General features: G+C 71.6%; 13 protein-coding genes. 3 read left to right on the plus strand and 10 right to left on the minus strand.

Features of this window, described 5'->3' with window-relative positions; translation table 11 throughout:
* Window positions 1–2: 2 nt before the first annotated feature.
* Genes ACGFX9_RS32380 through ACGFX9_RS32390 form a run of 3 tightly spaced genes read right to left on the minus strand, consistent with a single transcriptional unit; the run spans window position 3 to window position 1965 of the window.
* Window positions 3–311, minus strand: coding sequence for an AzlD domain-containing protein (locus ACGFX9_RS32380; RefSeq protein ID WP_393481220.1), 309 nt, complete (start codon window positions 309–311; stop codon window positions 3–5).
* Window positions 308–1075, minus strand: coding sequence for an AzlC family ABC transporter permease (locus ACGFX9_RS32385; protein WP_393481349.1), 768 nt, complete (start codon window positions 1073–1075; stop codon window positions 308–310). Before ACGFX9_RS32385 ends, ACGFX9_RS32380 begins: the two co-directional genes overlap by 4 nt.
* Window positions 1072–1965, minus strand: a complete 894-nt coding sequence (locus ACGFX9_RS32390; RefSeq protein ID WP_393481226.1) for an AraC family transcriptional regulator — start codon at window positions 1963–1965, stop codon at window positions 1072–1074. Before ACGFX9_RS32390 ends, ACGFX9_RS32385 begins: the two co-directional genes overlap by 4 nt.
* A 102-nt stretch (window positions 1966–2067) precedes the next feature.
* Between ACGFX9_RS32390 and ACGFX9_RS32395 the strand changes: the two genes are divergently transcribed.
* The 3 genes from ACGFX9_RS32395 to ACGFX9_RS32405 all read left to right on the plus strand — a co-directional run bounded on the left by ACGFX9_RS32395 (window position 2068) and on the right by ACGFX9_RS32405 (window position 8534).
* The gene (locus ACGFX9_RS32395) at window positions 2068–6759 is read left to right on the plus strand and encodes an ATP-dependent helicase (RefSeq protein ID WP_393481232.1); all 4692 of its coding nucleotides are present in this window, start codon (window positions 2068–2070) and stop codon (window positions 6757–6759) included.
* 67 nt (window positions 6760–6826) lie between these two features.
* On the plus strand, window positions 6827–7669 hold the full coding sequence (locus tag ACGFX9_RS32400) for an Fpg/Nei family DNA glycosylase (protein WP_393481238.1): 843 nt from the start codon (window positions 6827–6829) through the stop codon (window positions 7667–7669).
* Window positions 7670–7727: 58 nt separating this feature from the next.
* On the plus strand, window positions 7728–8534 hold the full coding sequence (locus ACGFX9_RS32405) for an SDR family NAD(P)-dependent oxidoreductase (RefSeq protein ID WP_393481240.1): 807 nt from the start codon (window positions 7728–7730) through the stop codon (window positions 8532–8534).
* A gap of 613 nt (window positions 8535–9147) precedes the next feature.
* On the opposite strand, the gene ACGFX9_RS32410 is transcribed toward ACGFX9_RS32405, so the two are convergent.
* The 7 genes from ACGFX9_RS32410 to ACGFX9_RS32440 all read right to left on the minus strand — a co-directional run bounded on the left by ACGFX9_RS32410 (window position 9148) and on the right by ACGFX9_RS32440 (window position 17275).
* Window positions 9148–9618, minus strand: coding sequence for a Dps family protein (locus ACGFX9_RS32410; protein ID WP_393481245.1), 471 nt, complete (start codon window positions 9616–9618; stop codon window positions 9148–9150).
* A gap of 315 nt (window positions 9619–9933) precedes the next feature.
* Window positions 9934–10308: a helix-turn-helix domain-containing protein gene (locus ACGFX9_RS32415; protein ID WP_160507571.1), complete on the minus strand. Its 375-nt coding sequence runs from the start codon at window positions 10306–10308 to the stop codon at window positions 9934–9936.
* A 109-nt stretch (window positions 10309–10417) separates the two neighbouring features.
* Complete coding sequence (locus ACGFX9_RS32420) at window positions 10418–11056, minus strand: CinA family protein (RefSeq protein WP_393481250.1); 639 nt, start codon at window positions 11054–11056, stop codon at window positions 10418–10420.
* A complete protein-coding gene (gene pgsA / locus ACGFX9_RS32425) occupies window positions 11053–11790 on the minus strand; it encodes a CDP-diacylglycerol--glycerol-3-phosphate 3-phosphatidyltransferase (protein WP_393481254.1) in 738 nt (245 codons plus the stop codon). Before pgsA ends, ACGFX9_RS32420 begins: the two co-directional genes overlap by 4 nt.
* Window positions 11787–13292, minus strand: a complete 1506-nt coding sequence (rimO, locus tag ACGFX9_RS32430; RefSeq protein WP_393481261.1) for a 30S ribosomal protein S12 methylthiotransferase RimO — start codon at window positions 13290–13292, stop codon at window positions 11787–11789. The genes pgsA and rimO overlap by 4 nt, the downstream gene beginning before the upstream one ends.
* A gap of 120 nt (window positions 13293–13412) precedes the next feature.
* The gene (locus tag ACGFX9_RS32435) at window positions 13413–14315 is read right to left on the minus strand and encodes a helix-turn-helix domain-containing protein (protein ID WP_393481264.1); all 903 of its coding nucleotides are present in this window, start codon (window positions 14313–14315) and stop codon (window positions 13413–13415) included.
* A gap of 188 nt (window positions 14316–14503) precedes the next feature.
* The gene (locus ACGFX9_RS32440; RefSeq protein ID WP_393481271.1) at window positions 14504–17275 is read right to left on the minus strand and encodes a DNA translocase FtsK; all 2772 of its coding nucleotides are present in this window, start codon (window positions 17273–17275) and stop codon (window positions 14504–14506) included.
* Window positions 17276–17434 lie beyond the last annotated feature (159 nt).

The following is a 17434-nucleotide window of genomic DNA, read 5'->3' on the forward strand; positions in this document are numbered from 1 at the left end:
GGTCAGCCTGTCAGGGCCCTTATCCCCGCGGTGACGACCACGGCCGCTCCGATGACGACCAGGAACGGGGCACGCAGCAGCAGCGCGACGGCCGCCGCCGCGAGCCCCACGGCCTTGGCGTCGAGCTCCAGGACCCGCCCGTCGGCGAAGGCCTGCTGGGCCGTCAGGGCGGCGAGCAGCGCCACGGGCAACAGGGCGGCCAGGCGTTTGACGAGCGGGCGCTCCAGGGCGCCCACGGGCACCAGCAGGCCTGCGAGCTTGACGAGGTAGCAGCCGACGAAGGTCACGCCGATGGCGATCCAGATGTTCAACGGTCTTCCTTCCTGGCGGCGTCGGAGCGTGCGGCGTCCTTCGTGGCGGCTCTGCGGCCCTCTACGTAGAGCACGGCCGGCGCGGCGAGCGCGGCCACCAGGACCGGTACTCCCGCGGGCAGCACCGGCAGCAGGCCGAGCCCCAGGAGGACCGCGATCGCCGCGACGGCCCGCTCCGTAGTCGTACGCAGCATCGGCGCGAGCAGGGCGAGGAAGACGGCGGGTCCCGCGGCGTCAAGGCCCCACGCGTCGGTGTCGCCGATCGCCTCTGCGCCGAGCGCCCCCAAGAGCGTGGTGAGGTTCCACAGCACGTAGAGGCTGACCCCCGTCACGGTGAACCCGATGCGGGCGGCGCGCCGCGTGGGCTGCGCGAGCGAGACGGCGGTGGTCTCGTCGATGACCCAGTGCGCGGCGAACGGCCGCACCGCGCGCGGGAGGGCGAGGAGCTGCGAAAGGCGCAGCCCGTAGAACGCGTTGCGTACGCCGAGGAAGAAGGCCCCGGCCGCCGCGGTGAACGGGTTGCCGCCGCCCGCGAGCGCGCCGACCAGCGCGAACTGCGAGGCACCGGTGAAGACGAGCAGGCTGAGCGCGCACGTCTGCAGGACGGTGAGGCCGCTGCCCGCCGAGGTCACTCCGAACGCGAAACCGGAGAGTCCGACGGCGATGCCCACTCCGAGGGCGTCGCGGACGACGGCGGAATCGGGCTTCTTCGGAGTGTCATCGCCGGACCCGGAGCCTCCTGGAGCCGGACCGTCGGCGGTCATGTCTGCGGGGGTCGTCTGTTCTGCCACACGCCGGACGGTAGGAGCAGGTCCGATGCCCCGTCTTGTACGTTCTTGCGCTCGCGCTGGTACGCCCCCGGAGGCACCCCGACAATTCGCGTGAAGTGCCGGTTCAGGTGGGGCTGGTCGGTGAAGCCCACGGCGACGGCCGCTTCGGCGGGCGTCGTTCCCGCGTCCAGGAGTCGTCGTGCGGCGCGCACACGCGCGTCGGTGAGCCACGCGTGCGGAGGCATCCCGTACGCGTCACGGAAGGCCCGCAGCAGGCCGAAGGAGCCGACTCCGAGACCGGCGGCGAGCCGCTCCAGGCTCGGCGGGTCGGCGAGCCGCTCCTCGAGGACGGCACGCGCGCGTGCCGCGACCCTGGCTCCTGCCGTGCGCACCGCGCGCTGCGGAACGGGCCCGCCGTTCAACCGCAGCAGCCTGGTCACGGCCACCCGCAACAAGGTATCGGCGGCGAGCGCGTTGCCCTCCTCCGCGGCACACAGCACCCGGTGGACGAGGTTGACGGCGTACGGATCGTGGAGCACCGGACGGACGAAGCCGGGAGTGCCGCGGATGCTTGTCGTCTCGGCCGCGATGTCGGCGACGAGTTCCGGCGACGGATAGACCGCCGCGTACCGCCACCCCTCGGGCGCGCCGGCCCGGCCCGTGTGCGGGGTGTCGGGGTTGATCAGGGCGAGGGTTCCGGGCCCGGCGTGCTGGTCGGCTCCGCCGTGGCGGAAGACGTCGACGCCCTCGGTGACCGCCGCGATCACGTAGTGCTCGTGGGTGTGCCGGACGAACGTCTTGCTGATGTAGTGCGCCCGCAGCAGGTCGACCCCGGGCAGCTCCGCGTACCGCCAGTGCCTCGCCTGTTCGGCCGAACCTCCCATACGCCCATTCTGCGGCAGCGGCGCAAGCCGTTTTCCGCAAGCCACGCGAGCCCTTCTCCGCAGGTCGGGGCCGTTGTCAGTGGCGGGGTGCACGATGGGGTCATGGTCAGGTCCGCATCCAGTGCCCGCAGCGCCCTTGATGGGTTCTCCCCCGCCACCCGCAGCTGGTTCACGGGGGCCTTCTCCGCGCCCACCTCCGCCCAGGCCGGGGCGTGGAAGGCGATCGGTGAGGGCTCGGACGTGCTGGTCGTCGCGCCGACCGGCTCCGGAAAGACGCTGGCCGCGTTCCTCGCCGCCCTGGACCAGCTGGCCTCGACGCCACCGCCCGCCGATCCCAAGAAGCGCTGCCGGGTGCTGTACGTGTCACCCCTGAAAGCCCTCGCGGTCGACGTCGAGCGCAATCTGCGCAGCCCGCTGACCGGCATCCGCCAGGAGTCCGTGCGCCTGGGCCTCCCCGAGCCCGAGGTGCGCGTCGGTATCCGCTCGGGCGACACCCCGCCCGCCGAGCGCCGCTCGCTGTCCACGCGCCCGCCGGACATCCTGATCACCACCCCTGAGTCGCTCTTCCTGATGCTCACATCCGCCGCGCGGGACGCGCTGACGGGCATCGAGACGGTGATCCTGGACGAGGTGCACGCGGTCGCGAGCACCAAGCGCGGCGCCCATCTCGCCCTCTCCCTTGAGCGGCTCGACGAGCTGCTGCCCAGGCCCGCCCGCCGTATCGGCCTTTCGGCGACGGTCCGTCCGGTGGACGAGGTGGCGCGCTATCTGTCCCCGCAGCGCAGGGTGGAGATCGTCCAGCCGCGGTCCGGCAAGGAGTTCGACCTGTCGGTGGTCGTGCCGGTCGAGGACCTCGGGGAGCTGGGCGGTTCCCCGGTCGCCGACTCCGATCAGGCAGCGGAGCGTCCCTCGATCTGGCCGCACGTCGAGGAGCGCATCACCGACCTCGTCCAGGCACACCGCTCGACGATCGTGTTCGCCAACTCCCGGCGCCTCGCCGAGCGCCTGTGCAACCGGCTCAACGAAATCGCGTACGAACGCGCGACGGGCGAGCCCCTTCCGGAGGAACACTCCCCTGCGGAGATGATGGCCCAGTCGGGCGCCGCCAAGGGCGCCCCGCCGGTGCTCGCACGGGCCCACCACGGCTCGGTGTCCAAGGAGCAGCGGGCGCTCGTCGAGGAGGACCTCAAGGCGGGCCGCCTGCCGGCCGTCGTCGCGACGTCCAGCCTGGAGCTGGGCATCGACATGGGCGCGGTCGACCTGGTGATCCAGGTCGAGTCACCGCCCTCCGTGGCGTCCGGACTGCAGCGGGTCGGGCGTGCGGGCCACCAGGTGGGCGCGGTCTCCACCGGCGTCGTCTTCCCCAAGTACCGCGGGGATCTGGTGCAGGCCGCCGTGGTCACCGAGCGGATGCGCACGGGTTCCATCGAGTCGCTGCGCATCCCGGCCAACCCGCTGGACGTCCTGGCCCAGCAGCTCGTGGCGATGGTCTCCCTCGACACGTGGCAGGCCGATGACCTGCTGGCGCTGGTCCGCAGGGCCGCCTCCTTCGCCTCGCTCCCCGAGTCGGCGTTCACGGCCGTCCTGGACATGCTCGCGGGCCGCTATCCGTCGGACGCCTTCGCGGAGCTGCGCCCCCGGGTGGTCTGGGACCGCATCGCGGGCACGGTCACCGGGAGACCGGGCGCGCAGCGCCTCGCCGTCACCTCCGGGGGCACGATCCCCGACCGCGGCCTCTTCGGGGTCTTCCTCGCCGGCGCCGACCCCAAGAAGGGCGGCGGCCGCGTCGGAGAACTCGACGAGGAGATGGTGTACGAATCCCGGATCGGTGACGTCTTCACGCTCGGCACGAGTTCCTGGCGCATCGAGGACATCACGCGCGACCGCGTGCTCGTCTCCCCCGCCCCCGGCGTCCCAGGAAGGCTCCCCTTCTGGAAGGGCGACCAGCTGGGCCGCCCGCTCGAACTGGGCCGTGCGGTGGGCGCGTTCCTCCGGGAGGTCGGTTCGCTGTCCCGCGACGACGCGCGCGTGCGTCTGCTCGCCGCGGGCCTCGACGACTGGGCGGCCGACAACGTCCTGACGTATCTCGCCGAGCAGCGTGAGGCCTGCGGCCACATCCCGGACGACCGCACGATCGTGGTCGAGCGGTTCCGCGACGAGCTGGGGGACTGGCGGGTCGTGGTGCACTCCCCCTTCGGCGCGCAGGTGCACGCCCCCTGGGCCCTGGCCCTGGCCTCCCGGCTCACCGAGCGGTACGGCATGGACGCCCAGGTCATGCACGCCGACGACGGCATCGTGCTGCGCCTGCCGGACGCCGACGTGATGGGCCTCGACCTGTTCGACCAGGAGCCCGCGCAACAGCACGCGGAGTACGACGCCGAGCAGGCGCCCGTAGGGGCCGGGGACGTCGTCTTCGACAAGGGCGAGGTCAATCAGATCGTCACCGACCAGGTGGGCGGCTCGGCCCTGTTCGCCTCGCGCTTCCGCGAATGCGCCGCCCGCGCGTTGCTGCTGCCGCGCCGCAGCCCCGGAAAGCGCACACCCCTGTGGCAGCAGCGCCAGCGCGCCGCGCAACTGCTCCAGGTGGCCAGTGAGTTCGGGTCGTTCCCCATCGTCCTGGAAGCGATCAGGGAGTGCCTCCAGGACGTCTTCGATGTCCCGGGTCTCACGGAACTGATGGGCGACATCGAGTCCCGCAAGGTCCGGCTCGTGGAAGTCACCACACCGGAGCCGTCCCCGTTCGCGCGCTCGCTCCTGTTCGGATACGTGGCGCAGTTCTTGTACGAGGGTGACTCACCGCTCGCCGAGCGCCGGGCGGCGGCCCTCTCCCTGGACTCCCGGCTGCTCTCCGAGCTCCTCGGCCAGGCCGAGCTGCGCGAGCTCCTTGACGCCGACGTCCTCGCGGAACTGGAGCAGGAACTCCAGTGGCGCACAGAGGACCGCCGCGTCAAGGACGCCGAAGGCGTCGCCGACCTGCTGCGTCTCCTCGGACCCCTCACCGACGGCGAGCTGGCCGAGCGCGGCGCCGAGCCTGGATGGGCGCGGGAGCTGGCGTCCGCACGCCGCGCGATCAGCGTCCGGATCGCCGGAGCCGACCACTGGGCGGCGATCGAGGACGCGGGCCGCCTGCGCGACGCGCTGGGCACGGCGCTGCCGGTCGGCGTCCCCGAGGCATTCACCGAGCCGGTCAAGGACCCTCTCGGTGACCTCATCGGGCGGTATGCGCGCACGCACGGCCCGTTCACCTCGGCGACGGCGGCGGCCCGCTTCGGCCTCGGCGCCGCGGTCACCGAGGGGGCCTTGCAGCGCCTGGCAGCCAACGGACGTGTCGTACAAGGAGAGTTCCATCCGGCGGGCATCGGCCAGGAGTGGTGCGACGCGGCCGTCCTGCGCCGGCTGCGCCGCCGCTCCCTTGCCGCCCTGAGGCACGAGCTGGAGCCGGTGCCGCCCGCCGCGCTCGCCCAGTTCCTGCCCCAGTGGCAGCACTTGAGCGGGCACGGCCTGCGGGGCATGGACGGACTGGTGCGCGCCATCGAGCAGTTGCAGGGGGCGACGGTGCCCGCGTCCGCGCTCGAAAAGCTCGTCCTGCCCTCCCGCGTCTCCGGCTACGCACCGGCGATGCTCGACGAACTCACCGCCGCCGGAGAGGTGGTGTGGGCCGGCGCCGGATCCCTGCCGGGTAAGGACGGCTGGGTCTCCCTGTATCTGGCCGACGCCGCGCCCCTCCTCCTGCCACCGCCACACCCCCTGGAACTCACCGCGCTCCACCAGTCCGTCCTGGACACCCTCTCCGGGGGGTACGGCCTGTTCTTCCGGCAGATCGCGGACCAGGTCCGCGCCACGACCCACCCCGAGGCCGCCGACCCCCAACTGGCCGACACGATCTGGGACCTGGCCTGGTCCGGGCGGCTCACGAACGACACGCTCGCCCCGATGCGCTCGCTCCTCGGATCGGGCCGCACCGCGGGCTCCACGGCCCACCGCGCCAAGCGCACGATCCCGCGCGGACGCTACGGCACGCTGACCGGCGCCGCCCGCCCCACGTCGCGTACGGGACCGCCGACCGTCGCGGGCCGCTGGTCGCTGCTCCCCGCCCAGGAACCCGACCCGACCCTGCGCGCCCACGCCCTGGCGCGCACCCTCCTGGACCGGCACGGCGTGGTGACCCGTGGCGCGGTCGCGGCCGAGGGGGTCCAAGGCGGCTTCTCGGCGACGTACCGCGTCCTGTCGGCCTTCGAGGACAGCGGCCAGGCGCGGCGCGGCTACGTCGTCGAGGGGCTCGGCGCCGCCCAGTTCGCGATGGACGGCGCGGTGGACCGGCTGCGCGCTGCGGCCAACGCCCGTGACCGCACGGACAGCGCACCGCCCGCCATGAGCTACTCCACGCGCCCCACCTCGGACACCCAGGCCCTCGTCCTGGCCGCCGCCGACCCGGCCAACGCCTACGGCGCCGCGCTGCCCTGGCCCGATCCGCCCACCGACGTGGGTCACAAGCCCGGCCGCAAGGCCGGCTCCCTGGTCGTCCTCGTCGACGGCGAGCTGACCCTCTACATGGAGCGCGGCGGCAAGAGCCTGCTGGCCTGGCCCACGTCCCAGGACGACACCCCGGCCACCGATGACGCCCGTCTGCACGCGGCTGCCGAGGCTTTGGCCGGCGCGGCCCGTGCGGGCTCACTCGGCACGGTCACGGTCGAACGCATCAACGGCGCGTCCGCCCTGACCTCCCCCTTCGCCCCCCTCCTGGAAGGAGCAGGCTTCCACGCCACCCCACGGGGCCTACGCCTGCGCGCGTAACGACTCCAGCCCCCGCCACCAGGCCGAGCCCGAACCCGCGCCCCCGCACACATGCCACCCTGGATCCATGCCCGAAGGTGACACAGTCCACCAGGCAGCCCGGCGCCTGCACGCAGCGCTCGCCGGGCATACGGTCACGCGCTCCGACCTCCGCGTACCGAAACTCGCCACGGTCGACCTCACCGGACGCACCGTCCTGGACGTCACCGCCCGCGGCAAGCACCTCCTGACCCGCTTCGAGGGTGGGCTCACGCTGCACTCCCACCTCAGGATGGACGGCTCCTGGAAGGTGTACGCCCCCGGTGAGCGCTGGAGAGGCGGCCCCGGGCACCAGATCAGGGCGATCCTCGGCACCGCCGAGCGCACAGCCGTGGGGTACCGCCTGCCTGTGCTCGAACTCCTGCGCACCGCCGAGGAGCACAAGGCCGTGGGCCACCTCGGTCCCGACCTCCTCGGCCCCGACTGGGACCCCGAGCAAGCCCTGCGCAACCTCCTCGCGACCCCCGAGCGCCCCCTCGGTGAGGCCCTACTGGACCAGCGCAATCTCGCGGGCATCGGCAACATCTACAAGAGCGAGGTCTGTTTCCTCCTGGGCGCCACCCCCTGGCTCCCCGTCGGCGAGCTCCCCGCCGAGACGGCCTCCCGCCTCCCCGCCCTCGCCAAAAGCCTCCTGGAGGCCAACCGCGACCGCCCGGACCGCACCACCACGGGCCGCCTCACCCCAAGGCCCCTCTCCACGGGCACAAACCCAACCCGCGCCCGCCCCAGCCAACGCCTGTACGTCTACGGCCGCGCGCCCCGACCCTGCCTGCGCTGCGGCACCCCCATCCGCACAGCCGAGCAGGGCGACGGCTCCCGCAGCCGCCCCACCTACTGGTGCCCCGACTGCCAGCAGGGCCCTACCCCCTGAAGGCCCGAGCCGCGCACGCCAGTTGACGCACCGTCAGATCCAGTCGTACCGTCCCGTCATGCCCCTCACGGCGTACGACCTCACCGGACGGACCGCATTCGTCACCGGCGCCGCCAGCGGAATCGGCCGGGCCTCGGCCGTACTCCTCGCGGAAGCGGGCGCCACCGTCCACTGCGCCGACCGTGACACCCAGGGACTCCACGAGACGGCCACGCTCATCAAGGCCACGGGCGGCACCGCGCACATCCACCCCCTGGACGTGTCCGACAGGGCCCAGGTCGACCAAGCCGTCACCACGGCCATCGCGTCCTCGCCCAACGGCCGCCTGGACGTCATGGCCGCCATCGCCGGGATCATGCACAGCAGCCCGGTCCTGGAGACCCGTGACGAGGACCTGGACCGGGTCCTGAGCATCAACTTCAAGGGCGTTCTGTACGCCTGCCAGGCCGCGGCCCGCGCCATGATCGCGGCGAACACCGAAGGCCCCGGCGACGTACGTCCGCGGGGCAGCATCATCACCATGGCCTCGGGCGCCGTGGACACCGGCGGCCCCGGCCTCCTCTGCTACGGCGCGGCGAAGGCCGCCGTCGTCCAGCTCACGAAGACCCTCGCCACCGAGGTGGGCCCGCACGGCATCCGCGTGAACGCCGTCGCGCCCGGCTGGATCCGCACCCCCATGACCGACCGCCACGACACCGACGCCCAGGCGCACACCGAGGCGCTCATGGTCCGCATGTCCCCCCTGCGCCGCGTCGGCGAACCGGAGGACATCGCTCACGCCGTACTGCACCTGGCATCCGACGCCTCCGCCTTCACGACGGGTCAGATCCTCCGCCCGAACGGCGGCGTCGCCATGCCTTGGTAAAGGCGCGGGTGACAGGGCCGACGGCGTTCTCGCCCATACGTTCGCCGCGCCACCACGACGCACCATCCGGCCGCCCGGTCCAGCCGCTCCGCCCAGTCCCTCCGGTCTCCCCGGTCCGTCCGCTCCGCGCGGCCCGCTCCCGGGACCAGAACGCGGCCCCGGCCGCCCGGGACTTCGGCACGCAGTGCACGGGCAGCAGACTCAGTCCCCACCCCCCGGCAGCGACGGCGCCCTCCAGGACCCCCGCGTCAGGCGCGAGGGCCAGCCTCAGCACACCCCACCACCAGAGCACACCGAGCGCCAGAGCCGGCGCCCACCGCACGACCCTCCATGCCACGGCCACCACCTCCACCCGAGGTCCGATGCCCTACGCCTCACGCCCGACGCCTCACCCTTGACGCCTCGCGCCTGAACGCCTCGCGCCCGACGCCTCACGACGCGCTCGACGCTAGACGCCCTCCGCCACCCGGCGGGAGGGCGCACCACGGCGCACACGGGGCACGGAGGCCCCCCGGATCAACAGAGGCCCGACGCGCGCCCAGCGCTCAGCTCCCAGCGCCCAGCTCCCGGCGCCCAGCCCTCAGCGCCCCGCTCCCAGCAGCCCCGCTCAGCCTCAGCCGTTCTCCGCCTGGAACATCCAGTGATGCTTCTCCAGATCAGCGGTGATCTGGATGAAGATGTCCTGGCTCACCGGATCCGCCTCGCCGGTCGCCTCGACCCGCTCCCGCATCCGCGTGATCACCGCACCGAGCGCGTCCACGAGCGTCCCCACCGCGTCCGCGTCCTTGACCCAGCCCTCGGGGACCGCGCCGATACCGCTGCTCCGCGCCACCGTCGCCGCCCGCCCGTCGGGCGAGACACCGAGCGTCGAGGCCCGCTCCGCCACCGTGTCGGAGTGCAGCCGTGCCGTGTCCACGACCTCGTCGAGCTGCAGATGAACCGAGCGGAAGCGCGTCCCGACCACGTTCCAGTGAATCTGCTTTGCGACCAGGGAGAGGTCGACGAGATCCACGAGTGCCCCTTGCAGGGCGTCCGAGACCGTCTTCAGATCCGCGTCCGACAGAGGGCTCTTCACGACGTACATGCATCCTCCAAAGCTGACGAACCCCCGTAATCGAAAATCCCCACCAACCATGGCACAAGTGCACCAATCGGGGCATCCCGGGGATGCTCAAGGACCCACCGAACGCCTCGCAAGCGCCGCGCGGCCACCCCGGAAGCACTCCGGGGACACCCAGGCCACTCCGAGTACCCCCAGGGACACCGGCCAAGCACCGTGAACCCCGCGAATCCAACCCGGAACCCCGCACATCAAACAGCCCGACCTGCCCGGACAGCCGAAAGCCCCGGCCGGTGGAACCCGGCCGGGGCTTCGAGAAAACCTGTATCCGTCACAGCGTCACGCGGCGACGACATCCACCGCCTCCGCTGGCGCCTTGATCGTCACCCGTTCCGGCGGCACACCGCTCACCGAGACGGAATTGAGCATCGGGCGAACCGGCGCGCGCACCGGTTCCGTAGCCGCTGCCGACGCAGCCAGTTCAGCGAGGGAAAGCTCGTCGCTCACCTCACGCATGAGCTCGGACATCCGTACGTCAAGCGCGTCGCAGATCGCGGAAAGCAGCTCGGAGGATGCCTCCTTCTGCCCCCGCTCCACCTCGGAAAGATAGCCGAGCGAGACTCGGGCGGACGAGGAGACTTCGCGCAGAGTACGGCCCTGGCGCTGGCGCTGCCGACGCAGCACGTCACCCAACAGGCGACGGAGCAGAATCATCGGTGGCTCCCTCCTCGGACCGCGTAGCCGCATCCTTCACGCCCCACCGTACCGCCTCGCGCGGCGGCCGTGCGGGGAGCGATGTCGTGTTCACTCAGGGCTGCAAACATCAAAACCCCCCGTTCTGTTCCGTATCCTGTGCCCGCCCATTCCCGGCATGTTCGCCGGAAAGCCGCTCGAGCAGCAGCTTGAGCACGCTCCGTACACTCTCCATACGGATGTCCGAACGCTCACCGTTCAACCGCAGCGCGGCCACTTTCCCCTCAGAGCGAAGAGCGGAAACCCCCTCGCCGCCCGCGGATCCCGGACCGGAAATCCCGGATTCCGGCCCACCGACGGCGAAGCCCGAACCGAAAGTCGAACCGAAACCCGAACCATACGGCCCGTCCACGGCCACGAACACGGTCCCGACTGCCTGGCCGTCCTGTGGGTCCGGCCCCGCGACCCCCGTGGTCGCGATCCCCCAGTCGGCACCGAGGACCGCACGCACACCTGCCGCCATCTGCAGCGCCACATCAGGGTCCACGGCGCCCCGCTCGGCCAGCAGAGTGCCGTCGACCCCGAGCACCTCGTGCTTCAGCTCGGTCGCGTACGCCGTCACCGACCCCCGGAAGACCCGCGAGGCCCCGGGCACCGCAGTCACCTCAGCGGCCACAAGCCCTCCGGTCAGCGACTCGGCCACGGCGAGGGTCTCCCCCCGCGCCTCGAGCAGCCGCAGCACCTCCACGGCCAGGCTCGCGGACGTCACGGCGCCGACTCCCGTGACCCTTCACCAGAGGCGGAGGCGGAGGCGGCAGCCGCGGACGCCGCCGAGGCGGCAGACGCCGCACGCGCCTCCGCGAGACCCTGCCGCCGCAGCAGCACGGCCTGCCGGACGTAGTCGAGCCCCGTCAGCACGGTCAGCAGGACGGCGACCGCCATCACCCAGAACCGCAGCGTGGCGAGCGGCCCGGTCAGCGCGAGAACGTACATCCCAGCCGCCACGCCCTGCCAGAGCGTCTTCATCTTGCCGCCGCGACTGGCCGGAATGACTCCGAAGCGGATCACCCAGAACCGCAGCAAGGTGATCCCGAGCTCACGCCCGAGGATCACGCCGGTCACCCACCAGGGCAGATCGCCGAGGTAGGACAGGCAGACCAGCGCGGCGCCCATGATCGCCTTGTCGGCGATCGGGTCGGCGATCTTCCCGAAGTCCGTGACCAGGTTGTACGTGCGTGCCAGGTGCCCGTCGAACAGGTCGGTGATCATGGCGACGGCGAACGCCGCCCAGGCCCACGCACGCCAGGCCGGGTCGTACCCGCCCTCGGCGAGCAGCAGCATCACGAAGCCGGGCACGAGCAGCAGCCGGATCACCGTCAGCAAGTTGGCGACGTTCCACACGCTGGCCTGATTGACGGCCGCAGCGCCCAACTTTCCGCCGCGCACCGGCTTGGCGCCCTGCGCGCCGGAGCCGCCCGCCGCGGATGCCGGGACTCCGGTCATCTGCGCGCCTCCTCGGCCGGGATCCGGGGCGGAAGCCCCAGAATTTCGCTGTACTCAGCCAACAGGTCCACGCCTTCCGTGCCGACCACCTTTGCCACGACCATACGACCGACCTGCAGCTCGTCCCCACCCGTAGCGCCACCCGTGGCGCCCGTGAAGCGGATCTGGCCGTCCGTCTCGGGCGCCTGGTGCGCCGCCCGGCCAATCGCGCCGTCCTCCTCGTCCACGGCCTCCACCAGCACCTCGACCGTCTCACCGAGGCGCTCGTCGGCGCGCTGCGAGGTCAGTTCCTCGGCGAGCCGCGAGATGCGCGCGAGCCGCTCGTCGACGACATCCTGGTCCAGCTTCTTGTCGTACGTCGCCGCTTCCGTGCCCTCCTCGTCGGAGTACCCGAAGACGCCGATGGCGTCCAGCCGCGCACCCGTGAGGAACCGCTCGAGCTCGGCCACGTCGGCATCGGTCTCGCCGGGGAAGCCCACGATGAAGTTCGACCGCACACCGGCCTGCGGTGCCTTGGTCCGGATGGTGTCCAGGAGCTCAAGGAAGCGGTCGGTGTCCCCGAAGCGCCGCATCGCCCGCAGCACACTGGGAGCGGAGTGCTGGAAGGACAGGTCGAAGTAGGGGGCGACCTTCTCCGTCGAGGTGAGTACGTCGATGAGTCCGGGGCGCATCTCGGCGGGCTGCAGGTAGCTGACCCGCACCCGCTCGATCCCGTCGACGGCGGCAAGCTCGGGAAGCAGCGTCTCCAGGAGACGGATGTCACCCAGGTCCTTGCCGTACGAGGTGTTGTTCTCGGAGACGAGCATGACCTCCTTGACGCCCTGCTCGGCAAGCCAGCGCGTCTCGCCGAGGACGTCCGAGGGGCGCCGCGAGATGAAGGACCCGCGGAAGGAGGGGATGGCGCAGAACGAGCAGCGCCGGTCGCAGCCGGACGCCAGCTTCACCGAGGCGACGGGGTTGCTGCCCAGACGCCGGCGCAGCGGGGCGCGCGGCCCAGAGGCGGGCGCGAGGCCGTCCGGCAGGTCCACGGGCGCGTGCCCGGGCAGTGCGACGCCGGAGCCCGCGTCCTGGCGCTCGGCGGGGCTGATCGGCAGCAGCTTGCGCCGGTCACGCGGGGTGTGAGCCTCGACGCTGCCACCGCCGAGGATGGTCTGCAGGCGGCTGGAGATGTCGGAGTAGTCGTCGAAGCCGAGGACACCATCGGCTTCGGGGAGGGCGTCGGCAAGCTCCTTGCCGTACCGCTCGGCCATGCAGCCGACGGCCACGACGGCCTGGGTCTTGCCGTGACCCTTGAGGTCATTGGCTTCCAGGAGGGCGTCGACGGAGTCCTTCTTGGCGGCTTCGACGAATCCACAGGTGTTGACTACGGCGACGTCCGCGTCTTCGGCGGCCTCGACGAGTTGCCAGCCGTCCGCCTCCAAGCGGCCTGCGAGCTCCTCCGAGTCCACCTCGTTGCGGGCGCAGCCAAGAGTGACAAGGGCGACGGTGCGGCGTTCGGGCATGGTCTCAAGACTACTTTGTCCCTGCCCGGGCCCCCGCCGCGAGGGTCCGGGCCCCACGCCGCACGGGTTGCGACCCTCTCCGCGCCGGTCCGCGCGGGTCCGGGGCCCGTCCGCGCCGGGCTATCCGACCTCGGGGTCGCCCTTCGTGTACGAAAGTCGCTCGACCTGGCCCGGCTCGAACTTGTTCTCGACCGACTTGCCGTTCACGAACAGCTGGATCGCGCCCGCGTCGCCGAGGACGAGGTCGATCTGCTGCTGGTCCTGGAAGGTCTTCGACTTGCCTTCCTCGAGGACTCCGTCGAAGAGCGTCCGGCCGTTGTGGTCCTTCGCGGAGATCCAGCTGCGGCCGTCCGGCGCGCTGACCTTGACCGTGACCTTGTCCTTGGGGGCGCCCGCGATGGCGCTGTCCGAGGGGTCCGGCTTCGGGTCGGTGGGCTTGCTGGGCGTCGGCTTCGTGGCGGGCTTGCTGGTGGCGGGCGTGGCGCCTTCCGCGACCTGCGGCTTCGTCCCGTCCTCGTCGTCGCCGCCGCTGAACGCGGTGAAGCCGACGAAGCCGATGACGGCGACGATCGCGGCGACCATCGCCGCGGTCCAGTTGGGCCTGCGTACGTCGGACCTGATCCGCTCGGCCTCGAAGAGGGGCGCCGCGGGGGTGGGCGCGGGCGGCCGACCGCCGTGCGCCTCGTCGTACTGGGCCAGCAGGAGGGCGGGATCGAGCCCCACGGCGCGTGCCAGCGTCCGGATGTGGCCGCGGGCGTAGACATCGCCGCCGCACCGGGAGAAGTCATCCTGTTCGATCGCGTGCACGATCGGAATGCGCACCCGGGTGGACGTGCTGATCTCATCGACGGTCAGATCCGCGTCGATGCGTGCCTGCTGCAGGGCACGCCCGATCGAGGGCCGGTCATCCGCTGGAATCTCAGCTGCCGGCGTGTCAGCTGCCGGGCGCTCGTCGAGGCGCCGTTCGTCAGTGAGTCGGTCGTCTGAAGGGCTGTCGTCTTCAGGGGAGTTGCCGATGGACACGGGGGCGCCTTTCGAGCGTGTAGCCACCTGCCGGATGTTCAGTCTAGGGGGGTTCGGAAAAGGTGGGGCAACTGGGCGACGGAGTTTGTACGCCATCGGAATGGCCGAACATCCTGATCGTGGACCATGGTGTCGTCCCTTCCCTCAACTTGACGTATGCCGAAGGGAAACGGTTGCCTGCCGCACCCTTATGGGTGAGCCTCCCCGCGGATCACGGCGAGCACGCCATCCAGCTCATCGGGTTTCACAAGAACGTCACGAGCCTTGGAGCCCTCGCTGGGGCCCACGATGCCGCGCGATTCCATGAGGTCCATGAGCCGTCCGGCCTTCGCGAAGCCGACGCGCAGCTTGCGCTGGAGCATCGACGTGGATCCGAACTGGGTGGAAACCACCAGCTCAGCGGCCTGGCAGAGCAGATCGAGGTCGTCGCCGATGTCCTCGTCGATCTCCTTCTTCTGCTTGGTGGCCACGGTGACGTCTTCCCGGAAGACGGGCGCCATCTGGTCCTTGCAGTGCTGGACGACCGCGTGGATCTCGTCCTCGGTGACGAAGGCGCCCTGCATGCGGGTGGGCTTGTTCGCGCCCATCGGCAGGAAGAGTCCGTCGCCCTTGCCGATCAGCTTCTCGGCGCCCGGCTGGTCCAGGATGACGCGGCTGTCGGCGAGCGAGGAGGTGGCGAAGGCGAGCCTCGAGGGGACGTTCGCCTTGATCAGGCCGGTGACGACGTCCACGGAAGGCCGCTGCGTGGCGAGCACCAGGTGGATGCCCGCCGCGCGCGCGAGCTGCGTGATGCGCACGATCGAGTCCTCGACGTCACGCGGCGCGACCATCATCAGGTCGGCGAGCTCGTCGACGATCACCAGTAGGTACGGATACGGGCTGAGCTCCCGCTCGCTGCCCTCGGGCGTCTTGAGCTTGCCCTCGCGGACGGCCTGGTTGAAGTCGTCGATGTGCCGGTAGCCGAACGCGGCGAGGTCGTCGTAGCGCAGATCCATCTCGCGTACGACCCACTGGAGCGCCTCGGCGGCCCGCTTCGGGTTGGTGATGATCGGCGTGATCAGGTGCGGGATGCCCTCGTACGCGGTGAGCTCGACGCGCTTGGGGTCGACGAGGACCATCCGTACGTCCTCGGGGGTCGCCCGCATCATGATCGAGGTGATCAGACAGTTGATGCACGAGGACTTACCGGAACCGGTGGCTCCGGCTACCAGGATGTGCGGCATCTTCGCCATGTTGGCCATGACGTAACCGCCCTCGACGTCCTTGCCGAGCGCGACCAGCATCGGGTGGTCGTCCTCGGCCGCGTCCGCAAGACGCAGCACGTCGCCCACGTTGACCATCTCGCGGTCGGTGTTCGGGATCTCGATGCCGACCGCGGACTTGCCGGGGATGGGGCTGATGATCCGGACGTCCGGACTGGCGACCGCGTACGCGATGTTCTTGGCCAGAGCCGTGATCTTCTCGACCTTCACGGCGGGGCCGAGCTCGATCTCGTACCGCGTGACCGTCGGACCGCGCGTGAAGCCGGTGACGTCCGCGTCGACCTTGAACTCGCTGAAGACGTTGCTGAGCGAGGCCACGACCGCGTCGTTCGCGGCGCTGCGGGTCTTGCCGGGGCCGCCGCGCTCCAGCAGGTCGAGCGCGGGCAGCGAGTACGTGATGTCGCCGGCCAGCTGCAACTGCTCGGCCCGCGGCGGAAGGTCCCGCGGCTTGTCCGGGGCGGACTTCGTCAGGTCGGGTACGCCGGAGTCGGCGGAGGCGGCGGCCTTCCCCGTCGTCTTGCGGAGCACACCGGGCGGCGGGCTGTCCGTGGCGCGCGCGGTCGGCACCGGGGCGGACTTCTCCGCGGGCCGCTGCTCATCGCGCTCCCCGGAGACCCCCTGCGTGAGGTCGGCGACCAGCGGCGAGGGCGGCATGCCGTGCAGGACGGCTCCGTCCAGTGCGGCGGCAGCGGCGGCCGCCACGTCCACCGCGTCCATCGGCCGGTCGAGACCGGGCTGCGTGGCCGCCCTGCGGGGCCTGCGCCGCCTGGTGAGAGCGGCCTCCTCGGCCTGGTCCGGCGCGTACTCATCGGCGTCGGCGCGCCTGCGCGAGCGGGCAGGCAGGGCCTCGCGCCACTGCTCGTCGTACCGCTCGTCATCGTCGGAGAAGTCACTCCCGGCCGCTTCGGGCTCCGGCTGGACGATGCCCAGCTTGGTGCCGAGCAGCCGCAGCCGCTGCGGGATGGCGTTGACGGGCGTCGCCGTGACGACGAGCAGCCCGAAGACGGTGAGGAGGACCAGGAGCGGTACGGCCAGGACCTCGCCCATGGTGAAGATCAGCGGCGTGGAAACGGCCCAGCCGATGAGGCCGCCCGCGTCCCTTATGGCCTGCATGCCGTCGGCGCGGGCCGGCGACCCGCAGGCGATGTGGACCTGGCCGAGCACGCCGATGACGAGCGCGGACAGGCCGATCACGATGCGGCCGTTCGCGTCGGGCTTCTCGGGGTGCCGGATGAGGCGTACGCCGATGACCGCGAGCAGTATCGGAAGCAGCAGATCGAGGCGGCCGAACGCCCCGGTCACGAGCATCTCGACGAGGTCGCCCACAGGCCCGCGCAGATTCGACCACGTGCCCGCGGCGACGATCAGCGCGATGCCGAGCAGCAGCAGCGCGAGGCCGTCCTTGCGGTGCGCCGGGTCGAGTCCCTTGGCGCCCCGCCCTATGCCGCGGAACAGTGCGCCCACGCTGTGTGCGAGACCGAGCCAGAGGGCGCGCGCGAGGCGGTAGACGCCGCCCGTGGGACTGGGCGCCGGCTTGGGCGCGGGCTTCTTCGCCGCGGCTTTCCTGGCGGGCGCCTTCTTGGCCGGAGCCTTCTTGGGCGGCGGCTTCTTGGCGGCGGCCTTCTTCGCCGGAGCCTTTGTGGGCGCGGCCGCCTTCTTCGCGGGCGTCTTCTTGGCTGCGGACGGACGTGAGGCCATGGGACCGAGGTTACCGGTGGAGGCCACTGCCGACACGTGTGCCTCCCCCGAGTTCTCGACTTCGCTCGAACAGGGGGGACCCCCGCCTTCACCCGTGTGTCGCCCTTGCGAGGCGGTGAACTGACGGGTGTTCACCGCCTCCGGACCGGCTTCACCCGG

Source organism: Streptomyces sp. NPDC048436, assembly GCF_043200355.1.
Classification (GTDB): Bacteria; Actinomycetota; Actinomycetes; order Streptomycetales; family Streptomycetaceae; genus Streptomyces.